This is a genomic window from Clostridiales bacterium (assembly GCA_015243575.1).
In the GTDB taxonomy this organism is placed as follows: Bacteria; Bacillota; Clostridia; order Peptostreptococcales; family Anaerovoracaceae; genus Anoxybacterium; species Anoxybacterium hadale.
Map to the genome: position 1 here is coordinate 1947560 of CP042469.1, position 17486 is coordinate 1965045.

Sequence of the window (17486 nt, forward strand, 5' to 3'; positions counted from 1 at the left end):
ATTTAGTACTCATACACCTTATTAAAGTCTGTAGAATTTTTAGTCATTGAAACTTTTGGATTTTTTTTGATTACCTGAACATCATAGGTGGTATCGATGATGATCCATTCTTTATTTTTTTGATCATAAACCTCATTCCATGCATGATACCCAACCGCATTTTTCGGTGCATAGCCTTTCACAAGCTTTGCTGGTGTACCCTGGCTTCTCAGCATTGCTGCATATAGGGAAGAAAAGTCGTAGCAGATTCCCTTTTTTTCTGCTAACGTCTGATCGATTATAGGAACATATCCGCTGGGTAGTTTGGATAGCTTGTCATAATCGTAGGCATTGTTATTGACCATGAAATCCCAGAGTACCTTTGCTTTTTTTTCAACCCCATCAATATCCTTCGTCAATTCAACGGCCTTCTTCACTGCTTTCGAATCAATATTCCAGTCGATGTTCTGTGTCGATGTCAGATAGACAGATTCAGGATTTGATATTTTGACATTAAAATCTTCTGCTGCAATCAGTTTATATGAATTTCCCGAAGTATTCTTATAGAGACTTACCTTGTACTTCCCGTTTCCGAGTTGCAAAGGAAAGCTCTCCGTTTTTCCCACACTGTTAATATCATATGTATATTTCTTATCGTCTTTCTGAATAATGACTTTGGTCTTACCTCCACCATCATAGGTGATATGTACCACACCGCTGCCCAGATCCTTACTGTCAAAATATTCTGCTCCGTAAACTGCCGATGTTCCGGCAAAAATCCCTATTATGACCAGCGCCGTTGCTAGCATTAATCTAACTCTCATCTACGTCTCCCTCTTTAAACTCTATCTCTTAAAGCCGCAGACTACTTTCCACTAACTCCAGCAGTTGAATTCCTGCCCATCCTCACCCTGATTGCTGGAGACTGCCTCCATCATCAACTTGATCATTTCCAGTTCACTTCTAAACCGCTGAGTCTTCTCCCCTTCCGTCCAAGAAATCGTTCCTTGCCACGTGGAATGTTGTTGAAACTGGATTTGTATCGTAAAAGTAGCCTTACAATCTTCTTTTTTTATTTCTTCCATTTAAGAGTACCCCCTATTAGATTCTATGCTTCCATTGCCAGCCATCAAACATATACTACTGCTTATAAACATTCATCATTATTATGGTACGGCTCAGTCACAATTTGGTCATATACTCCATTATAGAAGGTAATTATTAAAATAATATTAATATTTATTTCTGATGATCTTTCAATCCGAAACCCTGCTGTTTAAAATCTCACCGATGATGCTAATCATCTCAAGTTCACTTCGAAATCTCTTTGTTTTGTCTTCTGACATCCATGTTATAGTTCCCTGCCAGGTGGAATTCTGTCGAAACTGAACATGCAGGATCAGGGATGCTTGCTTTCCCATCATTTCTTCATGGGTAACATTTCTGATTCCTTGGGGTACCTTTTTTGCTTTTTGTCCCTTGTGATCATCAAATGTTCTGATTTCGTGGGTTGCTTGAGGGAATTCCACATAGTCAAAGAAATCATCAAGTCTTCCCAACAACTGTCTTATACCCTGAAACTCCAAATTAAACCCATAATACTCATTATATAAGACCCCAGAAAAGTTATAAGGTTCGGCCTGTTCAACGATCATCTTGAATCGTGCAATACTGCTGGATACAATCTTATTTTCAAACTGAAACATATTGCTCCTCCAATTCGATAGGCTCAAGCGTTTGTAGCTGTCCGTAAACCTCTACCGCATCATCGATTCCGCTGCAATTTATTTTCTTGACAAGCCTGTCCAGCACCATGTTGCTGTTTTCGTAGGTTAGGTTGGAAAGCATCAAAAGAAATTGTGTTCTCCCATATCTTGCCACCACATCATCCTTACGCAACGCATACACGATGGAATTCTTGAGTTTTTCAAAGGTCGTATCCAGATTATTTTTAGGAAGACTTTTCCGATCTTTACCGGTGACAGTTAATAGGGCAATAAAAATAGATTTACCAGACCGTAATGAAGCTCTCGCTTCCAGCTGATAGATCATTTTAAACTCTTCATAATTACAATAAATAGCTCCATTTATATCAGCCACTTCCTTCAGGTCATCTTTGATCATGGAGATATCCTGCGCAGATGCATCCCCCTTATCCACTGCCATATGATACAGCTTTGTGATCTGATCCGAAGGCCTTACCCCCAGCTCATCATAATACAACTTGTTCACGTAGTTGTAATGCTCAATGGCCTTTCCATGGTTTTTGGATTGAATCAGAGCTTGGATCAATAAAGCATGGTTCGTCTCCACAAAGGGATCTATGGATATGGCTCTACGGCACAATTCTTCCACCGCACTGCAATCTCCCTCATCCAAAAGAATGGTACTGTACCGCTGAACTGCTTCCATATAAATACGCTGATAATAGACCGCTTGGGGGAGAATCCATTCCTTATAAGCTGATTGCGGCATAAATCCGCCTTTATAGAGGCGAATGATTTTTTCCAGATGCATTTTCTGGGTTACTAAATCAAGACTGTTTTGCTGTAGTGCCTTATAAGATTCTTCCAGTAAGTCTGCATCCACAATACATAAAAAGCTCTTGTTCCAGGCATAAGCTCCGTGTTTGAATACGATGGTATCCATATCCTTCAATCCTAGGGAATTCCTTAATGCAACCCTGAGACGGTATGCAAGATTTTTCAGCGCATTTGCAGGATCATCAACTTCATCGTCCTCCCACAAAACCTGAATTTGTCCATCCATGGATATTTCATTATGACGATTAACCATAATGTACTCCAAGAGACTCCAAACCTGCTTCCCTCTGATACGATCACCTGACAGTATCTGATCTCCGTATCGAAGGCAAAAATCTCCGAGCATTTGAATTTCTAGTTCCTGATTTCTATGTAATTCAACGCTAGTTTCCATAAACCGCTCCCTGAATAACAAATACGACAAATAAAATGTATTAATTAGTGACTATTTACTGAATATGGATTTGTATGTAAGATGATAATATTATCTATCATTTTTTGTTAAAAATCAATTGAATTTTGGCGATTTCATACATTCTGATCCCAAATATTTCTACAGGAAACGACAGCGGGAAATAAAAACTTGTTTATTCTTGTCTTTTTTCTTATAATGCTAGTATAGACGGGACGTTGCTTAATAAGTAACAGGCTATATTGGAACGGAGTGCGTAAAGTGAGAAAACCGTCAACCCGGCTCATTATTACCAGATGTTGATCATCCATGCTAAGCTGATTCCTGCCACCTGATAAATACAATGGAGGGTTAAACCATGCAATTCTCATATCGGGATCTTGCAATTTTCTGCGAACAGATATCCATGATGATACAGTCAGGCATCATGCTTCATTCAGGAATGCAGATGATAGCCGACGATACCTCAAATACAAGAAAAAGGACCATTTATCAGCACGTATCTGATCATCTTGCAGAAGGCGAAATGCTGCATAATGCATTGAAGAGTACAGATGCTTTTCCTGATTATATGATCTCTATGACAGAAATAGGAGCCAGATCCGGAAAACTGGAGTCAGTCATGAATGCGCTGGCTGCATATTATGATCGCCAGCATGCCATGAGGGAAAATATTAAGAGTGCTGTATTTTATCCCCTTATACTTATTACCATGATGCTTATGGTTCTTATTTTTTTATCAGCAAAAGTTCTTCCGGTCTTTGAGCAAGTATTCAAAAGTTTGGGCACACAACTGTCCCCAGGTGCAGCATACATCATGAAAGCTGGAGCTATGTTCAATAACTATTCCGTCTTACTGGCCATGATCTTGATTACTTTGGCTTTCGCAGGGTTTTTCTTTTCTAGGACGGAATCCGGCAAAGCACTACTTCCAATTTTATTGATGGGCAAGAAGATTTCCGAGAAATTTTCACTTGCTGCATTTACTTCCTCCATGGCACTTATGCTTTCCAGCGGTCTTGACCTGGATCTTTCGATCCAATTGTCTGAAAAGGCCGTCTCGAATAAAGCAATCGAAGAAAAAATACGAAAGGCTCGTACCATAATGGAAACGCAGCCAGTCTCTATAGTAGACGCCATGCAGCACGCGGATTTGTTCTCAAGCACAATGACCGGACTGCTGTCAACCGGCTATCAGTCCGGTGCTCTCGATACTGCCATGGAATACATCGCAGGTCTTTACGAGGAAGAATATGAGTCAGCTTTGATGCGAAAAGTTTCCTTAATTGAGCCAGTCTCCATCTTTGTTCTTTCCGTACTGATCGGTTCCATATTGGTTTCTGTCATGTTTCCCCTTTTGGGCGTGCTCTCCACCATTGGGTAAGAACGCTAGGAGAAGAGAATTATGGTTCGAGAATCAAATACAAAACAACGTTATCACAAAGACGGAAGAGTTCTTGTTAACAAAACAAGCAGTCAAAGCTTCTTACGAGGGTTGGTTCTGCCTGTGACTTTGTTTCTGTTGCTCTTTCTGTTTTTATTGTTTGGAATTCAAAATATTGCCACCGGATCTGACCGGGAAAGCTTAAAAATTCTTAAGGATGCCGTTGTTCGGGCAACGATCCAGTGCTATGCAATTGAAGGAATGTATCCACCGGATGTCGCGTATCTGGAAAATAAGTATGGCATCGTCTACGATCATAATCGCTATATTGTTCATTATGAGATCTTTGCCGGAAATATTCTGCCCGACATTACCGTCGTTGATATTGGCAGATGATAGGAGACACTATCGATGAAATTTAACTTAAATAAAGAACATGTATCCTTAGATTTCCTCTTTATTCTGGCGCTTCTTTGCCTTTTTTCCTTTGGATCCCTTATGGCAGTTGTCATGGGCGCAAATACTTATATGAAAATAAAGGATGCTTCTGATTCAGCTTTCGAGCTGCGAACCCCTTTGTCTTATATTAGTATGAAAGTTAGGCAGCACGACGAGATCAACTCTGTAGCCGTCGTCCAAAAGGAAGGAATCAATACTCTTGTTTTGGAGGGTCTGGACGGAGAGGAGCTCTGTCAAACATGGATCTATGAATACCAAGGAAACCTCTGTGAAGTATATCTGGAAAAAGATACTGCTTTTAAACTTGAGGATGGCATGGCGATTCTTCCCAGTCATGGGTTAACGCTTGAAATGTTAAATGGGATCCTTACGGTTGAGGCAGAAGATCATAACGGAAAAACCCAGCGTCTTACCCTTTCGCTGCGGACATTCCAGCAAGGGGATCTATCATGAGAACAAAAGGAATTTCAAGATCTCAGCTTTTTCTCATCGAACTGATTGTAGTCGTTTTGTTTTTTTCATTGGCCGCTGCAATGGTCATGATGGCGTTTGGGAAAGCCCATGAATTATCTGCCGGTTCTGAAGCACTCAATGGAGCGATATCAGCCATCCAGAGTACTGCCGAAACAGACAAAGGAAAACAACCGGAAGAAGTGTCACAAGGTACCGAATCAGCCTACTATGATAAAAGTTGGAAGAAGACTGATCCTGCGAGTGCTGAATACCTATTAAATACTGAAGTAAAGCTTGAAGCTCGGCCTGCAGGTTTTATGGCGGTATACCGTTATGCAGCCAGCTATGCATCTGAAAACACAAATACGATAATATACAAGCTTGAAATGAAAAAATATTATTCCGGCTCATCGTACACCATTTCTGCGGGAGAGGTGAATTGATATGGAAAAGAGATTTAAGATGGGCGTGGGCCTTGGTGGCCCGTCCATCATCATGATTTTTGTTGTATTGAGTCTGACAACGTTAGGTGCTCTTGCGCTGATGACCGCTCATGCAGATTGGAACCTTACGAAACGAACTGCTGACAGTGTTACCGCATATTATTCGGCAGACAGCAAGGCGGAAGAACTCCTTGCGGAAACTGATTTTGACCTTAAATCCGGTTTACCGGTAAAAGATACTTTTATTCTACCTGTTCAGGAAGGGCAAGATCTTCTCTTGAAGCTGAAGTTCAGTGGAGTAAATTATTCTATCGTCGCCAGAAAACTGACCATAACCTCCCAGTGGGATTACGACCAATTCAATGTTCAGTTCAATGACCAAGTGGCCGAATAAAGTATGGTGATGTAGGCACGATGATATGACTGTCATTACTTACACAATAACTCAATGACTTGGAAAGAAGGTGCTCCTTTTGGAACTCAAAAAAATATTGGAAGACGCAGTTAAAGATCACGCCTCGGATATTTTCGTAGTAGGCGGCAAGGCGTTGTCTTATCGTACCAACGGAAGTATCGTATCCATCGGCGAAAAGCTTCTCCCGCCGGATACGGAGGAGATCCTTCAACAGATTTATGGATTTGCGGGCAGAGATATTAGTACCCTAGAAAGAGATCATGACGATGACTTCTCTTTTTCACTTACAAATGTAGGCCGGTTCCGCGTGAACGCATTTATGCAAAGGGGTTCCAAGGCAGCGGTTCTCAAAGTGGTTCTGTTCCAACTTCCTGATTCGGAAGTTTTGAGGATACCAAAGCAGGTCATTGATCTTTACGAGCGGACAAAAGGGTTTATCCTTGTAACCGGTCCAACGGGCAGTGGAAAGTCTACAACGCTGGCCTGTCTCATCGACAAAATTAATAAAAACAGGGAAGCCCATATTATCACCCTAGAAGATCCACTTGAGTTCCTGCATAAACACGATAGGAGTATTGTGTCGCAGCGAGAGATTTACATGGATACGCCCAGCTACGAAAGAGGGCTCCGTGCTGCGCTAAGAGAAGCACCCAATGTAATCCTTCTGGGCGAGATGCGAGACTTTGAAACCATATCCATTGCAATGTCTGCCGCAGAGACAGGTCAGCTCGTATTCTCCACCCTTCATACCGTCGGTGCTGCAAATACCATTGACCGTATTGTCGATGTATTTCCTGCAAACCAACAAAAGCAGGTACGGATTCAAATCTCCATGGTGCTGCAGGCGGTTATTTCACAGCAGTTGATCCCCTCTACCAAGGGAAATCTTGTTCCTGCCTTTGAAATCATGATCTGCAATAACGCCATCAGAACGATGATCCGTGAGTCAAAGACTTACCAAATCGACAGCACGATCTATTCCTCCGGCGACACAGGAATGGTTAGCATGGATACCAGTATTTTTAATTTATACAGCGAAGGCTTGATTACTGCGGAAAATGCATTGGCGCACAGCCTGAACCCCGATGCGATGAAAAAGAAGCTAGGGATGAAATAAAACTGAAATGGCGAAAGCAAGCTTCTCTATTTCGCTCCTGTATCAAAAGAAACCGGCCGTATGCAGTGTTGCCCTACTGCATACCGTGCCGGTTTTTCATCATTATCAGAAAGGATTAAAGGACTCCACATTGGTATCTTAGACGCTAGGGCTATTCCACTGTTTCTGTGATTCCAAAGAGATTGAAAGTTTTTCCTTCCGTAATTTTCACAGGAATGATTTGTCCAACCATATCCTCCGTACCCTTAAAATGAACAAGCTTACCGGATTCTGTCCTACCGGTAAGGATTTGGGGATTGGTTTTGCTGGGTCCCTCGACGAGTACACCTTCAACCTTTCCTTCATAGGTCTTGTTGATTTCTCCCGTTATTTCGTTGAGCTGATCAACAAGACGGTTAAACCGCTCATGTTTTTCCGCTTCCGGCACCTGATCCGTATAGTTTTCGGCAGGAGTCCCTTTTCTGATGGAATAAAGGAACGTGAATGCAGAATCAAACCGTACTCTGCGAATGAGATCCATTGTCTCCTCAAAATCTTCGCTAGTCTCCCCCGGAAAGCCTACAATAATATCTGTCGTGATGGCTATATCAGGAACCGCAGCTCTTAATTTTTCTACCAACAGAAGATAATCTTCCTTTGTGTACTTACGGTTCATCCTTTTTAAAACTGCGGAACTGCCCGATTGCACCGGCAAATGAATGTAATTAGCAAGACTCTTGCAATCCCGAAACGCTGCGATGAGCTTGTCAGATAGATCTTTCGGATGAGAGGTCATAAATCGGATACGATCAATTCCTTCGATCTCATTAAGCTGATAAATCAAATCAGCAAAATCGGCAGAAAAATCGCTTCCGTTCCCATAGGAGTTAACATTTTGACCCAGGAGTGTAATTTCTCTCACACCGGAAGCAGCAAGGCTCCGAGCTTCAGCTACAATCTCCTCAGGCCTTCGGCTTCGCTCTCTTCCTCTGGTAAAAGGCACGATGCAGTAGGTACAGAAATTGTTGCAGCCGTACATAATATTGACAAAGGCTTTGAATGGATACATTCGCTTTGCAGGGAGACCCTCGATGATCTCCCCTCCGTCTTCCCAAATATCAACGATCTTACTTCTTTCGTTCAAAACATTGGTCAATAGTTTCGGAAACTCATGAAGATTGTGGGTTCCAAAGATAAGATCCACCCAGGGATATTTTGTTTTCAGGGTATCGATGATATGCTGCTGCTGCATCATGCAGCCGCAGACAGCAACGACCACATCCGGTCGTTCCTCTTTCACCTTTTTTAATTGACCAAGTGTTCCAAAGAATCGCTTATCTGCATTTTCTCTCACACTGCATGTATTAATAATCGCAACATCTGCTGCCCTCTTATTTTCATTCTCTATATATCCCATTTCCGCAAGCATTCCGGCAAGAGTCTCGGAGTCATGCTCATTCATCTGACAACCAAAGGTCTGAATATGGAAGCTTTTATTTAAATTTGTGTGTTTTTCCATGATATCCTCTTTTGTATTCATACGTATTTTACAGAATGGCTCTAACGCTGATCAAAAGTCAACAGCACTGGCATGTTTCTTTGCCCTTTCAATCCGTGTTTATCTTGTCAGCCAATGCTAAGATTATACAATAGAAATACAGCAAGCGCCACAAATTTCACCTATTTTCGAACAAACGGAAGAAATCAGTTCAGAAGAATATCATTGACGGATTCCATGGAAAGCATTAAACTGTTAATACCCTCCTTTGACAAAGGAGGGTATTATACAATAGGACGAATCCTATCAATACAAATAGTGAAACGAGATTACAAATTTTAAAGGAGGGATTTCATGAACGCAGAGCAGATAAAGCATTATCTCGATCTCAACCATGAGGACAATATCAGAAAAGCAAAAGAGAATTTGAAGGGCGTTATTAAGGAAACACCTCTAATTTACAGTGATTTTTACAGTAAGGAACATAAATGTAATGTCTATATTAAGCCGGAAAACTTTCAGATCACCGGCTCCTTTAAAATCAGAGGCGCTTATAATAAAATCGCGAACCTGACGGAGGAAGAATGCAGCAAAGGAATTATTTGTTCCTCGGCAGGGAATCACGCACAGGGGGTAGCCTTCTCAGCGCAGCGGCGCAATATCAAGTCTACCATTGTTATGCCCAACGTTACACCTTTATTAAAAATCGAAGCAACGAAAGGCTACGGTTCCGAAGTGGTGATTCACGGAGACGTATATGACGAATCCTACAGCAAAGCTATGGAACTGGCCGAGGAACACGGTTACACCTTTGTTCATCCCTTTGATGACTACGACGTTCTCTGTGGTCAGGGGACCATCGGTTTGGAAATTCTTGAAGAACTGGAGCACGTGGATGAAGTGCTGGTTCCCATCGGCGGCGGCGGACTGATCAGTGGCATCGCCCTTGCAATCAAAGCCGTGAAGCCTGAGGTTAAGGTGATTGGAGTCGTTCCGGTAGGCGCTATGTCAATGAAAATTTCTGTGGATGAAGGCCGGATTACAAGACTTGCCTCCGTCAAAACCAGTGCAGAGGGTGTTGCCGTAAGACAGCCCGGAGAGCTGACCTTTGAAATCGCCAGAAAATATGTGGATGAAATCATTACTGTTTCCGAAAAGGATATCATGGAAGCCGTTTTGATCACACTTGAAAAGCACAAGATGATCGCAGAAACCGCCGGAGTGGTTCCTCTTGCAGGTTTAAGAAAACGTGCTGCCTCAGGGAAAAACATCGTTTGCCTTATCAGCGGAGGCAACATTGACGTAGTTACCATATCTTCAATTATCAATCAGGGTATGATCAGCAGAGGCCGAATCATGTGCTTCTCTGTGGAGCTGCCGGACAAGCCGGGTCAGCTCGTTAAGGTTGCCCAGATACTAGCAGAACACAGCGCAAATGTTATCGAGCTCGTGCACAATCAGTTTAAAGCGCTGGATCGCTATTCCAACAAGGTCGTGTTAGAAGTCACAGTGGAGACCAATGGTCATTCCCATATCAAGCAGATCATTGAAGCACTTGAAGACAATAATTTCACAATCGGCCGGGTTTATTAACCAATCGTAATGGTGCATAAATCATGATCAGATTTCTTGGGTGAACTCATAAAGAGATTCTCCGGTCTGTGTCATGATTTTTTTATTCCTGCTTTAGCTTATTTGTTGATTCTCCGCTAAGAATCATGTCAATATAATAATAGAATTTTTCACAAAACCCATTGCAAATTCATACTATATATAAACTTATGAAAAAGGAGGAGAAAACAAAATGGCTAAATCATTATTTAAACTGATAGTGAGCGCTTCCGCAAATATTGATACCTTTACGAAACCTGCTCCTGTAGAATATTTTTATCGTTTAAATCCCGCAAACAGAACTAGTGGTACACTGACGATCCCTGCGGCATCGTTTACCAACAGCACTGGCGGAGCTGTTACGTCAATCACAAAAGCAACTACTGACGATGGTTATTACCAGTTGTTTATCAACGGTGTTTTACAGCAAACCGCTATGTATACGATCGCATCAACCCAAGTAGTCATCACACAGACATCACTTGTTCCCACCAGTGCACCAATCACGCTTGCTGTTAATAACTTTGCACCAACTTCCACCGCTGTCATAACGGTGACGACGTAAACACACATCGATAAGTTTCAAAGCTTAATATAGAAGGCTGCCTGACGTTTTTCGTCAAGCAGCCTTTATTACTTCATACTTAGCTTACTTTCTTATTAGAGATTTTCCTGTATTTTCTCTATTTCAGCTGTGATCAAATCAATATCGGGATGCTTTTCTGCATACTCAACAAGCTTCCTCAGAATCCATTTTTTGCATATCTGAAACACCCCATTCTTAAGTGAACAGGGAAGATCTTTAATCCTTTGTTTAGCAGTGTCTGGTTCCTCGCCGATCAACCAGTGTGCACTGGCCAAATAGATCTGTATCCTATCATTGGTGCCGGAACCAAAACTCGTATCACTAAGACAATTCTCAAATGATTTTAATGCCTCCGAGAAATTTCCTCGCCAGAATTTATATAAACCAACGATAAAATCCCTGAATTCGCTTCTTTCTTCGAAATAGCTGCCAAACATAATCCACCGGTCAGAATACAAATCCGCCATTCTTTCTGGCTCATCATCCAGTAACAGTGTGATGATGCGATTGCAGGCCGCCTCATGGAATGGGTCCCTCAAAATGGTCTGCAAATAAGCAAAGAACGCCTCTCTTGACTTCCCTGAAGCTGCAAACCGATCCCCTGTTTCTAAATGGTATTCCGGCGATTCATCGGCGTTCACTACAAAGTCTGCCTCTTTGTTGATGCAGCTTCGACTGTCCTTTATAGGGATTCGATCCAGCCATTGTTCTAATTGCTTCATCATCTTTCTCGACCAAAATAAGAGAGTCAGGGGTTCCGGTAATGCAATCCCCGTAAGGGATACCAACTCATCGACGCCTTCTGTTCCATAGAAGAGATCCCGCTCCGCCAGTTCTTTGAGGATTTCCTCTTTTTCTTGTTCGGCTTTCCCATTCAGCAGAAGTACCAATAATCTTTTCGCCTCTTCTATCCTTCCCATCCACAAAAACTGATCCAAAATTCCTTCTGTTATCTCCTGTTCCTGGGGTGTCAGGGGTTCTCCGCAGCTATGTTTGAATTGATGTTCAGTATGATGATCTTCATGGTCTTGTTCTGAATTGCAAACCGTACGAAGTTCAGTGGTTTGCGTGAGGCATTGATAAATTCTGCGGAGTGCGGTCTTTACTGATATTTCTACCGATCCATCCGCCTCGATTTCTGAAAGTTTACAGCTTGCCGCTTCCCATTCCCCTTCATATAGATATGTCTCCAATTCCTGCTGTAAAATTGGAACATGGAATCTTTGTTCCATACGAATTGAATCAAGATAGCGTTTTGCTTCCACATGATTCCCAAGAGCCTTCAGACAGGAAGCCTTAATGAATGCTGTCTCGCCGGAATCAAGATACGTCTCCGCATCATCAAGACACTTTAAGACTTTAGAATATTGATGATAACGGAAAAGTACATCCATCAATATCAACATAGAATCCAGCTCTTTCTTTGAAGCCGCCTCATCATAAATCTGTTCGAATCCTTCTTCATCCCCATATTGAAGCAGCAGTTCACCTATTTTTCGTAGTGCAAACTCTTTTTTAAAACCCATATGAAACATTTGATAATAGCATATTGCTGCTTTTCCCCTATTCATTAGTTTCTCATGAAGCCACCCCAAATGCTCCAGGATGACAGGTTTGTCTATCTCAGTTCCAACTGTCTTCAAACTTCTGCTATGAAAAAGACTTAATCCTCTCTCGTACTCCATGATTGCTTCCTGATATTCTCCCCGCTGTTTTCGCAGTTCTCCCCGCAGAATCACTAAATCCAAATAAGCAGGGTACGTGCGAATTCCCTCTTCGATCATTTCATCAGCTTTAGGATTCTCCTCCGTAAGATAGCACCATACAAGGCATTTATAAAGATGGGGGGCATAAAAATAATCCGAAAGGACAGTTTCTCTCGCCGCCTCCAGATAATGGGCAGCTTCTTCCGTCTGACCTTGATTCATCAGCACAATGCCGGTTCGATAGAGAAGGTAATGGCTTTGTGGGTTTTCCTCCAGATCTTTTGAAAGGAGCAGTGCTCTTTCCGCATCAAATAAAGGGTAATCAAATTCCGTAGATCCATTTTTATCTTCTCTGACTTTTTCTATTCTCAGATTAGAGTCTCTCCTGTTTCCTATGATCTCATCGGGGATATATTCATAGGAACGTCCTTGGTATCGGTATTCCTGCCGATTTCGTACCAACCGCAGGGAATCCACCGGCGATACAATCCCATTGCTTTGTGCATACGGCTCAACATAAACCAGATATTCTTCCGCATTGGGGTTATCCAGCATCGAATAAAGCTGATTCCAATGTTCATCCGACAGTCTCTCATCGGTCTGTAGGAAGAATACCCACCGACCCGAAGCCTGCTCCATACAAAAGTTCTTGATTTCGCTGCGGTTTTTATTCCATTGGACCGAATACACCGTAATTCCAGCATTCCTGCTCAGCTCTACGGTTCGGTCTGTCGACCCCAAATCAATCAATATGATTTCCTCTGCACGCCCCCTAATCCAGCTTAAATAGTCACGAATCCCCGCTTCCTCATTATGAACCACTGCGCAAATGCTCAGATTGACTTTGTTTTTCATTTCTGACCTCCAAGCAGATAGGATAATTCCCCAAGGGGTTCAAGAATCTTCTCGTTCTCTATGTCAAACTGCAGTGCTTCCTGATAAATGGTCAGCGCCTCATCATAGCGCCCCAAACGATATAGGACTAAGCCGTAGTTCTCTAGTAATTTTAATTCTTCGCTTTCCAATTTCAATTCTTGCCGGGCTTTCATCATTTGATATCCTTTTTGGAAATACATTTCTGCCAGCTCTATTTCTTCCAGTTCAAGGAGGGGAACCCCCACGTCGTTGTATCGCTTAGGTTGATCGGGTTCCATCAGAAGACGTTCCAGCCTGCGTTCCAGCATATCTTCCATCCTGCTTCTACTGGGACGATCTCCCTCACCATCTAATATGATCATCCGTGTGCCTCTTTCCTCAGCTTGTGGCTCACTCATTTGCTCACCCCCCTTGTTGCTTCCGATTCATATTCGTCTTGAATCCTCTTCAGGGATCCGCGCGCGTCTTCAAAATGAACTACCACACTCTGGCAGACGATATATAAACTTTGAAAAAAGTCGTGATGAATTTTAAAGATTTCCATCATCTTTTCTCCCGTATCAATGAATCCCAAATGGTTCATATGATAGTAGCTTGAAAACACCACCTGCTGACAGAAGCTGCGGCATAGGGTGTCATCTATAAATCTCTGGTAAATCTCCATGTTTTTTTGATAAGCAGATTCCAAAACCTGCCTGCTTCCCTCATCTGCTTTTTCCGCAATTCGCAATATCCGGCAACAATCAAGCTTCCCCTTGTTCGCCAGCTGCGCCAACTCACGAAACATCAGGATATAAGAATCAATGCTCTGAATGAGCCGTATCAAGTTTTCCTTCTTCTCACTCCGATTCAACAAGGCTCTTTTCTCTGCGATTAGCCCGTAAACCGGATAGGGCAAGGGAGTGTTGCAGAACGTATCAATCACCTCAGAAAGTGTTTTGCAAACCGTTCCATGGATTTTGGCGCCTCCTTCCGTCGCATTGATCATTGTTTTTTCGGGGTGTGCAGCAATCTTCCGCTCAAGCCCAATTCGAAAGTCCTTCCAGAGTTTTGTAGAAGGGATCATACTGCCGTCATTTCCCTCGACTGATACGATTGGCATCGCTTGGAGTTGTTCCTTGCTCTTCCTCCCTTTTTCCTCGTTATACACCGCTCCCCTGCTGTGTGTGATGCCATCTGCACCGTAAGCATAATCCTGGCCCACAAAAACGATGGGATCTGCTCCCAGGAGTACAGCGAGTTCAAATGCCAGGTGAGAGACGTTTGCGCCTGCATCAATTGCACTGCCATCTCCTAAATAACCATTGATCCATTGATTGATTGCCTCTGCATTGCGAAAAACTGGAATTTTTTCACCGGGGAATGAAGGAAATACCCGCTTGTCGACGAGGCCAAGACAGATCAGTGCCATATCACTTGGATAAGACACGTCCTTAAAGTGATAGAAATAGGTATATTTGGTCCGTTCGACGATTGTTAGAATATCTGGCTTAATCTTGTTTTTCAAAAGAGGCAGAATCGCAGATTCCGCGCATAGGATCAGACCTTTCCCATCAATGCGATGCAATTCATCAATGTTCTTGTCCAGAGATGGTCCGTTTGCAACAATAAATGCCGGAATTCCTTTGTATTTTTCTCTCAGGCATTCGATACTCGGAGTTTCAATGATTGTACGGCTGTTTGCAAGCAGGTTAAATAAACCAACAAGATTATCATAATGATCGTTTCCAATGTAGAAAACAAACAATGCCAGCCTGGAAAACACAAAATTATTGATCCTCTGGTACACCGATTTAAAATTACGGTTTGCAGCATGGGTAAATGCAAGGACTGGAGAAGTGCAGCTGACAAATACGATGCTGAAAAAAAGCTCATCAAATACACCGGAAAAATCCTCGATATCACCCACTAAAAGAATGAGTCTCCCTGTGCTAAAAAGGGGCTCAAAATCAAAATAATGAAGCATTGCCTTTAACAGATATAGATTTTGTTCGAAGAGAATAACCACCGTGTGAGGCTGTTTTTTTTCAAACAATTCGAAGAGGGGATATCCGAAGCCAGAGCCAAAGAGAAAAATCCCACCGGCCCCTTTCACAGGAAGGTTCCTGCACCATTTTTCCGCTTCTTCCCGTGGGCGCTCACTGTTGATCAGAAAGCTTCTTCCCTCCTCATGATATCTGCAAACCGGGTAACCCTCCGAGTTCCAGCTGATCTCGACCTTTTCCCATACTTCCGTTTCGTCAAGTGCTTCCATCCGTTTCCGAAAGCCGGGAGCCAGGTACCCGAGATTTTTTTTGTACTGTTCCTGTCGTTCACCCTCACGGGCAATCTTTATTTCCATTAATCTGGGCCAACTCCTTTACTGCAGGACAAAGAACAAATTCCATCAAATCTGTCATTCCAATCATGTCCTGATGATTGATTCTATTAAGGAGCTCCTGCAGAATAGATACGATTCTGCTGAAATCCTTTCCCGACGTGCAGGAGCACCAATTCAATTCAAACAACTGCTCAAGGTCTTCCATGCTGCAATCAAACAGTTCCAGTCCAAGAGAATCATTTCCGTTTCGGAAAGCTGAGACAGCGGCAAGTGCTGTGCGATCATACCGGTCAAAAACATGATCGAAGGGTTCATTTGAATTCATCAGCTTCACCTTCTCTGTCAAACAACTCCATCCAATTACTCATTTGGTAGGCTTCTAAATTTTTGATTGTATAATAGACCATAGCCTGCATGCTTCCATCGAAGTTCTCAATAACCTCATCTTTTTCCTTGATCTCATCCTCTGACCAGAGGAGTCCCGCAAGCCTCTCAGATGCTATTCGGATCTCCCGAAAGATTTTTCTTGTGTCTGATAGCTTCACGGCCAGCGCAATAGTCGCTGCCGTACGTTCCTTCATTTCTTGTGACAGCTCCACAGTGGTGCCACTGACTTTCAATCGTTTCATTGGAATACCTCGTTATACTCCTCTACTGCGCGGTTGAATTCCTTCATTGTACCAATATCGATCCAATACTCTCTGATCGGAAATACAGCAAGCGGTGCTTCTTCCTGAAGCATATTTTTCAGCAACTGATCCATATCATAGTATTGATTCTTTGGAATTCTCTCGATGACTTCAGGATTGATCGTATAAATCCCTGCATTTACAAGGCTGGAATAAACCGGCTTTTCTTCAAATCCGATCAGCCTGTCTCTGCTTGCCTTTATCACACCATAAGGGACCTGATAGTCATAACTCCTTACCGCAACGGTAGCGTGAACCTGATGCATCTCATGAAAGTTGAGCATTTGATCCATACTTAATTTTGTCAGGATGTCGCCGTTCATAACCAGGATTGGTTTATCCGTTCTGACAGGGAGCAGACTCAATGCTCCCGCAGTACCAAGCATGACTTCTTCCTGGATGTACCGTATTTCCACACCCCACTTGGTTCCGTCACCGAAGTAACCCTGGATTTGTTCCGCCTTATAATGAACGGACACGCAAAAACGGCGAAACCCCTGTTCGATCAGATTGATCAGCATTGTTTCCAGAATAGGTTTTCCGCCTATATTCAACATCGGCTTTGGACAATGCTCGGTCAGAGGACTCAGCCTCTTTCCCAGACCCCCTGCCATAATGAGCACCCAATGATCGAACTTCTCCGGCTGAATCAGATCATCAAGCCGCTCAATTCCGATCACGATCCCCGAATCATCCACCACAGGCAAATGTCTCAGTTTATTAATTTTTAATATCTGTAAAACACTTTTTTTATTTTTCATAGCCGGAATGGTAACCGGCCTTTGATTCATTATTTCTATTACAGAGCGGTTTAACCCGATTCCCTTCAGTAAACCTCTACGAATATCCCCATCCGTTACGGTACCCAGCAGTTTTTGCTCACGGTCAACAACAAAAGCGATTTGCATTCCGTTTTTGTCTATCATCTCTATCGTCTTCTGAATTTCAGTGTCGGCAGGGATTAATATTTTCTTCCACTCATCCATATCTCTTGCAGCTCCTTGGAATCCCTCAAA

At 42.7% G+C, this 17486-nt stretch carries 19 protein-coding genes; 8 read left to right on the forward strand and 11 right to left on the reverse strand.

Translation table 11 applies throughout. From position 1 onward, the window contains the following. Positions 1 to 2: 2 nt before the first annotated feature. The 4 genes from FRZ06_08455 to FRZ06_08470 all read right to left on the reverse strand — a co-directional run bounded on the left by FRZ06_08455 (position 3) and on the right by FRZ06_08470 (position 2916). Positions 3 to 803, reverse strand: a complete 801-nt coding sequence (locus FRZ06_08455; protein ID QOX63381.1) for a transglutaminase domain-containing protein — start codon at positions 801 to 803, stop codon at positions 3 to 5. Positions 804 to 854: 51 nt separating this feature from the next. Then, positions 855 to 1064, reverse strand: a complete 210-nt coding sequence (locus FRZ06_08460) for a hypothetical protein (protein ID QOX63382.1) — start codon at positions 1062 to 1064, stop codon at positions 855 to 857. 171 nt (positions 1065 to 1235) lie between these two features. Beyond that, on the reverse strand, positions 1236 to 1685 hold the full coding sequence (locus tag FRZ06_08465; protein QOX63383.1) for a hypothetical protein: 450 nt from the start codon (positions 1683 to 1685) through the stop codon (positions 1236 to 1238). Then, a complete protein-coding gene (locus FRZ06_08470; protein ID QOX63384.1) occupies positions 1672 to 2916 on the reverse strand; it encodes a transcriptional regulator in 1245 nt (414 codons plus the stop codon). Before FRZ06_08470 ends, FRZ06_08465 begins: the two co-directional genes overlap by 14 nt. Positions 2917 to 3292: 376 nt before the next feature. Here FRZ06_08470 and FRZ06_08475 point away from each other — a divergent pair, with 376 nt between their 5' ends. The 6 genes from FRZ06_08475 to FRZ06_08500 all read left to right on the forward strand — a co-directional run bounded on the left by FRZ06_08475 (position 3293) and on the right by FRZ06_08500 (position 7205). Continuing rightward, the gene (locus tag FRZ06_08475; protein QOX63385.1) at positions 3293 to 4318 is read left to right on the forward strand and encodes a type II secretion system F family protein; all 1026 of its coding nucleotides are present in this window, start codon (positions 3293 to 3295) and stop codon (positions 4316 to 4318) included. 111 nt (positions 4319 to 4429) lie between these two features. After that, positions 4430 to 4714: a hypothetical protein gene (locus tag FRZ06_08480; GenBank protein QOX65880.1), complete on the forward strand. Its 285-nt coding sequence runs from the start codon at positions 4430 to 4432 to the stop codon at positions 4712 to 4714. 15 nt (positions 4715 to 4729) lie between these two features. Continuing rightward, entirely contained in the window at positions 4730 to 5230 is a 501-nt protein-coding gene (locus FRZ06_08485; protein ID QOX63386.1) for a DUF4860 domain-containing protein, read from the forward strand. Continuing rightward, positions 5227 to 5673 carry a hypothetical protein gene (locus FRZ06_08490; protein ID QOX63387.1) on the forward strand — a complete coding sequence of 149 codons (447 nt, stop codon included), beginning with the start codon at positions 5227 to 5229 and terminating at the stop codon, positions 5671 to 5673. The genes FRZ06_08485 and FRZ06_08490 overlap by 4 nt, the downstream gene beginning before the upstream one ends. A 1-nt stretch (position 5674) precedes the next feature. After that, a complete protein-coding gene (locus FRZ06_08495; protein QOX63388.1) occupies positions 5675 to 6067 on the forward strand; it encodes a hypothetical protein in 393 nt (130 codons plus the stop codon). A 79-nt stretch (positions 6068 to 6146) separates the two neighbouring features. Further along, positions 6147 to 7205, forward strand: coding sequence for a PilT/PilU family type 4a pilus ATPase (locus tag FRZ06_08500; protein QOX63389.1), 1059 nt, complete (start codon positions 6147 to 6149; stop codon positions 7203 to 7205). 151 nt (positions 7206 to 7356) lie between these two features. On the opposite strand, the gene miaB is transcribed toward FRZ06_08500, so the two are convergent. Then, positions 7357 to 8703: a tRNA (N6-isopentenyl adenosine(37)-C2)-methylthiotransferase MiaB gene (gene miaB / locus FRZ06_08505; protein QOX63390.1), complete on the reverse strand. Its 1347-nt coding sequence runs from the start codon at positions 8701 to 8703 to the stop codon at positions 7357 to 7359. Positions 8704 to 9036: 333 nt separating this feature from the next. Here miaB and FRZ06_08510 point away from each other — a divergent pair, with 333 nt between their 5' ends. Both FRZ06_08510 and FRZ06_08515 read left to right on the forward strand, forming a co-directional pair. Beyond that, positions 9037 to 10275 (forward strand): threonine ammonia-lyase, encoded by a 1239-nt coding sequence (locus FRZ06_08510; GenBank protein QOX63391.1) that lies wholly within the window; start codon positions 9037 to 9039, stop codon positions 10273 to 10275. A gap of 211 nt (positions 10276 to 10486) precedes the next feature. Beyond that, complete coding sequence (locus tag FRZ06_08515; GenBank protein ID QOX63392.1) at positions 10487 to 10858, forward strand: DUF4183 domain-containing protein; 372 nt, start codon at positions 10487 to 10489, stop codon at positions 10856 to 10858. 95 nt (positions 10859 to 10953) lie between these two features. Here FRZ06_08515 and FRZ06_08520 read toward each other — a convergent pair whose 3' ends face one another. Genes FRZ06_08520 through FRZ06_08545 form a run of 6 tightly spaced genes read right to left on the reverse strand, consistent with a single transcriptional unit; the run spans position 10954 to position 17456 of the window. After that, positions 10954 to 13440, reverse strand: coding sequence for a glycosyltransferase (locus FRZ06_08520; protein QOX63393.1), 2487 nt, complete (start codon positions 13438 to 13440; stop codon positions 10954 to 10956). After that, the gene (locus tag FRZ06_08525) at positions 13437 to 13859 is read right to left on the reverse strand and encodes a tetratricopeptide repeat protein (GenBank protein ID QOX63394.1); all 423 of its coding nucleotides are present in this window, start codon (positions 13857 to 13859) and stop codon (positions 13437 to 13439) included. The genes FRZ06_08520 and FRZ06_08525 overlap by 4 nt, the downstream gene beginning before the upstream one ends. Further along, positions 13856 to 15802: a motility associated factor glycosyltransferase family protein gene (locus FRZ06_08530; GenBank protein ID QOX63395.1), complete on the reverse strand. Its 1947-nt coding sequence runs from the start codon at positions 15800 to 15802 to the stop codon at positions 13856 to 13858. Before FRZ06_08530 ends, FRZ06_08525 begins: the two co-directional genes overlap by 4 nt. After that, positions 15780 to 16106 (reverse strand): hypothetical protein, encoded by a 327-nt coding sequence (locus FRZ06_08535; GenBank protein QOX63396.1) that lies wholly within the window; start codon positions 16104 to 16106, stop codon positions 15780 to 15782. The genes FRZ06_08530 and FRZ06_08535 overlap by 23 nt, the downstream gene beginning before the upstream one ends. Further along, on the reverse strand, positions 16093 to 16410 hold the full coding sequence (locus FRZ06_08540; protein ID QOX63397.1) for a hypothetical protein: 318 nt from the start codon (positions 16408 to 16410) through the stop codon (positions 16093 to 16095). Before FRZ06_08540 ends, FRZ06_08535 begins: the two co-directional genes overlap by 14 nt. Continuing rightward, positions 16407 to 17456, reverse strand: coding sequence for a CBS domain-containing protein (locus FRZ06_08545; protein QOX63398.1), 1050 nt, complete (start codon positions 17454 to 17456; stop codon positions 16407 to 16409). Before FRZ06_08545 ends, FRZ06_08540 begins: the two co-directional genes overlap by 4 nt. Positions 17457 to 17486 lie beyond the last annotated feature (30 nt).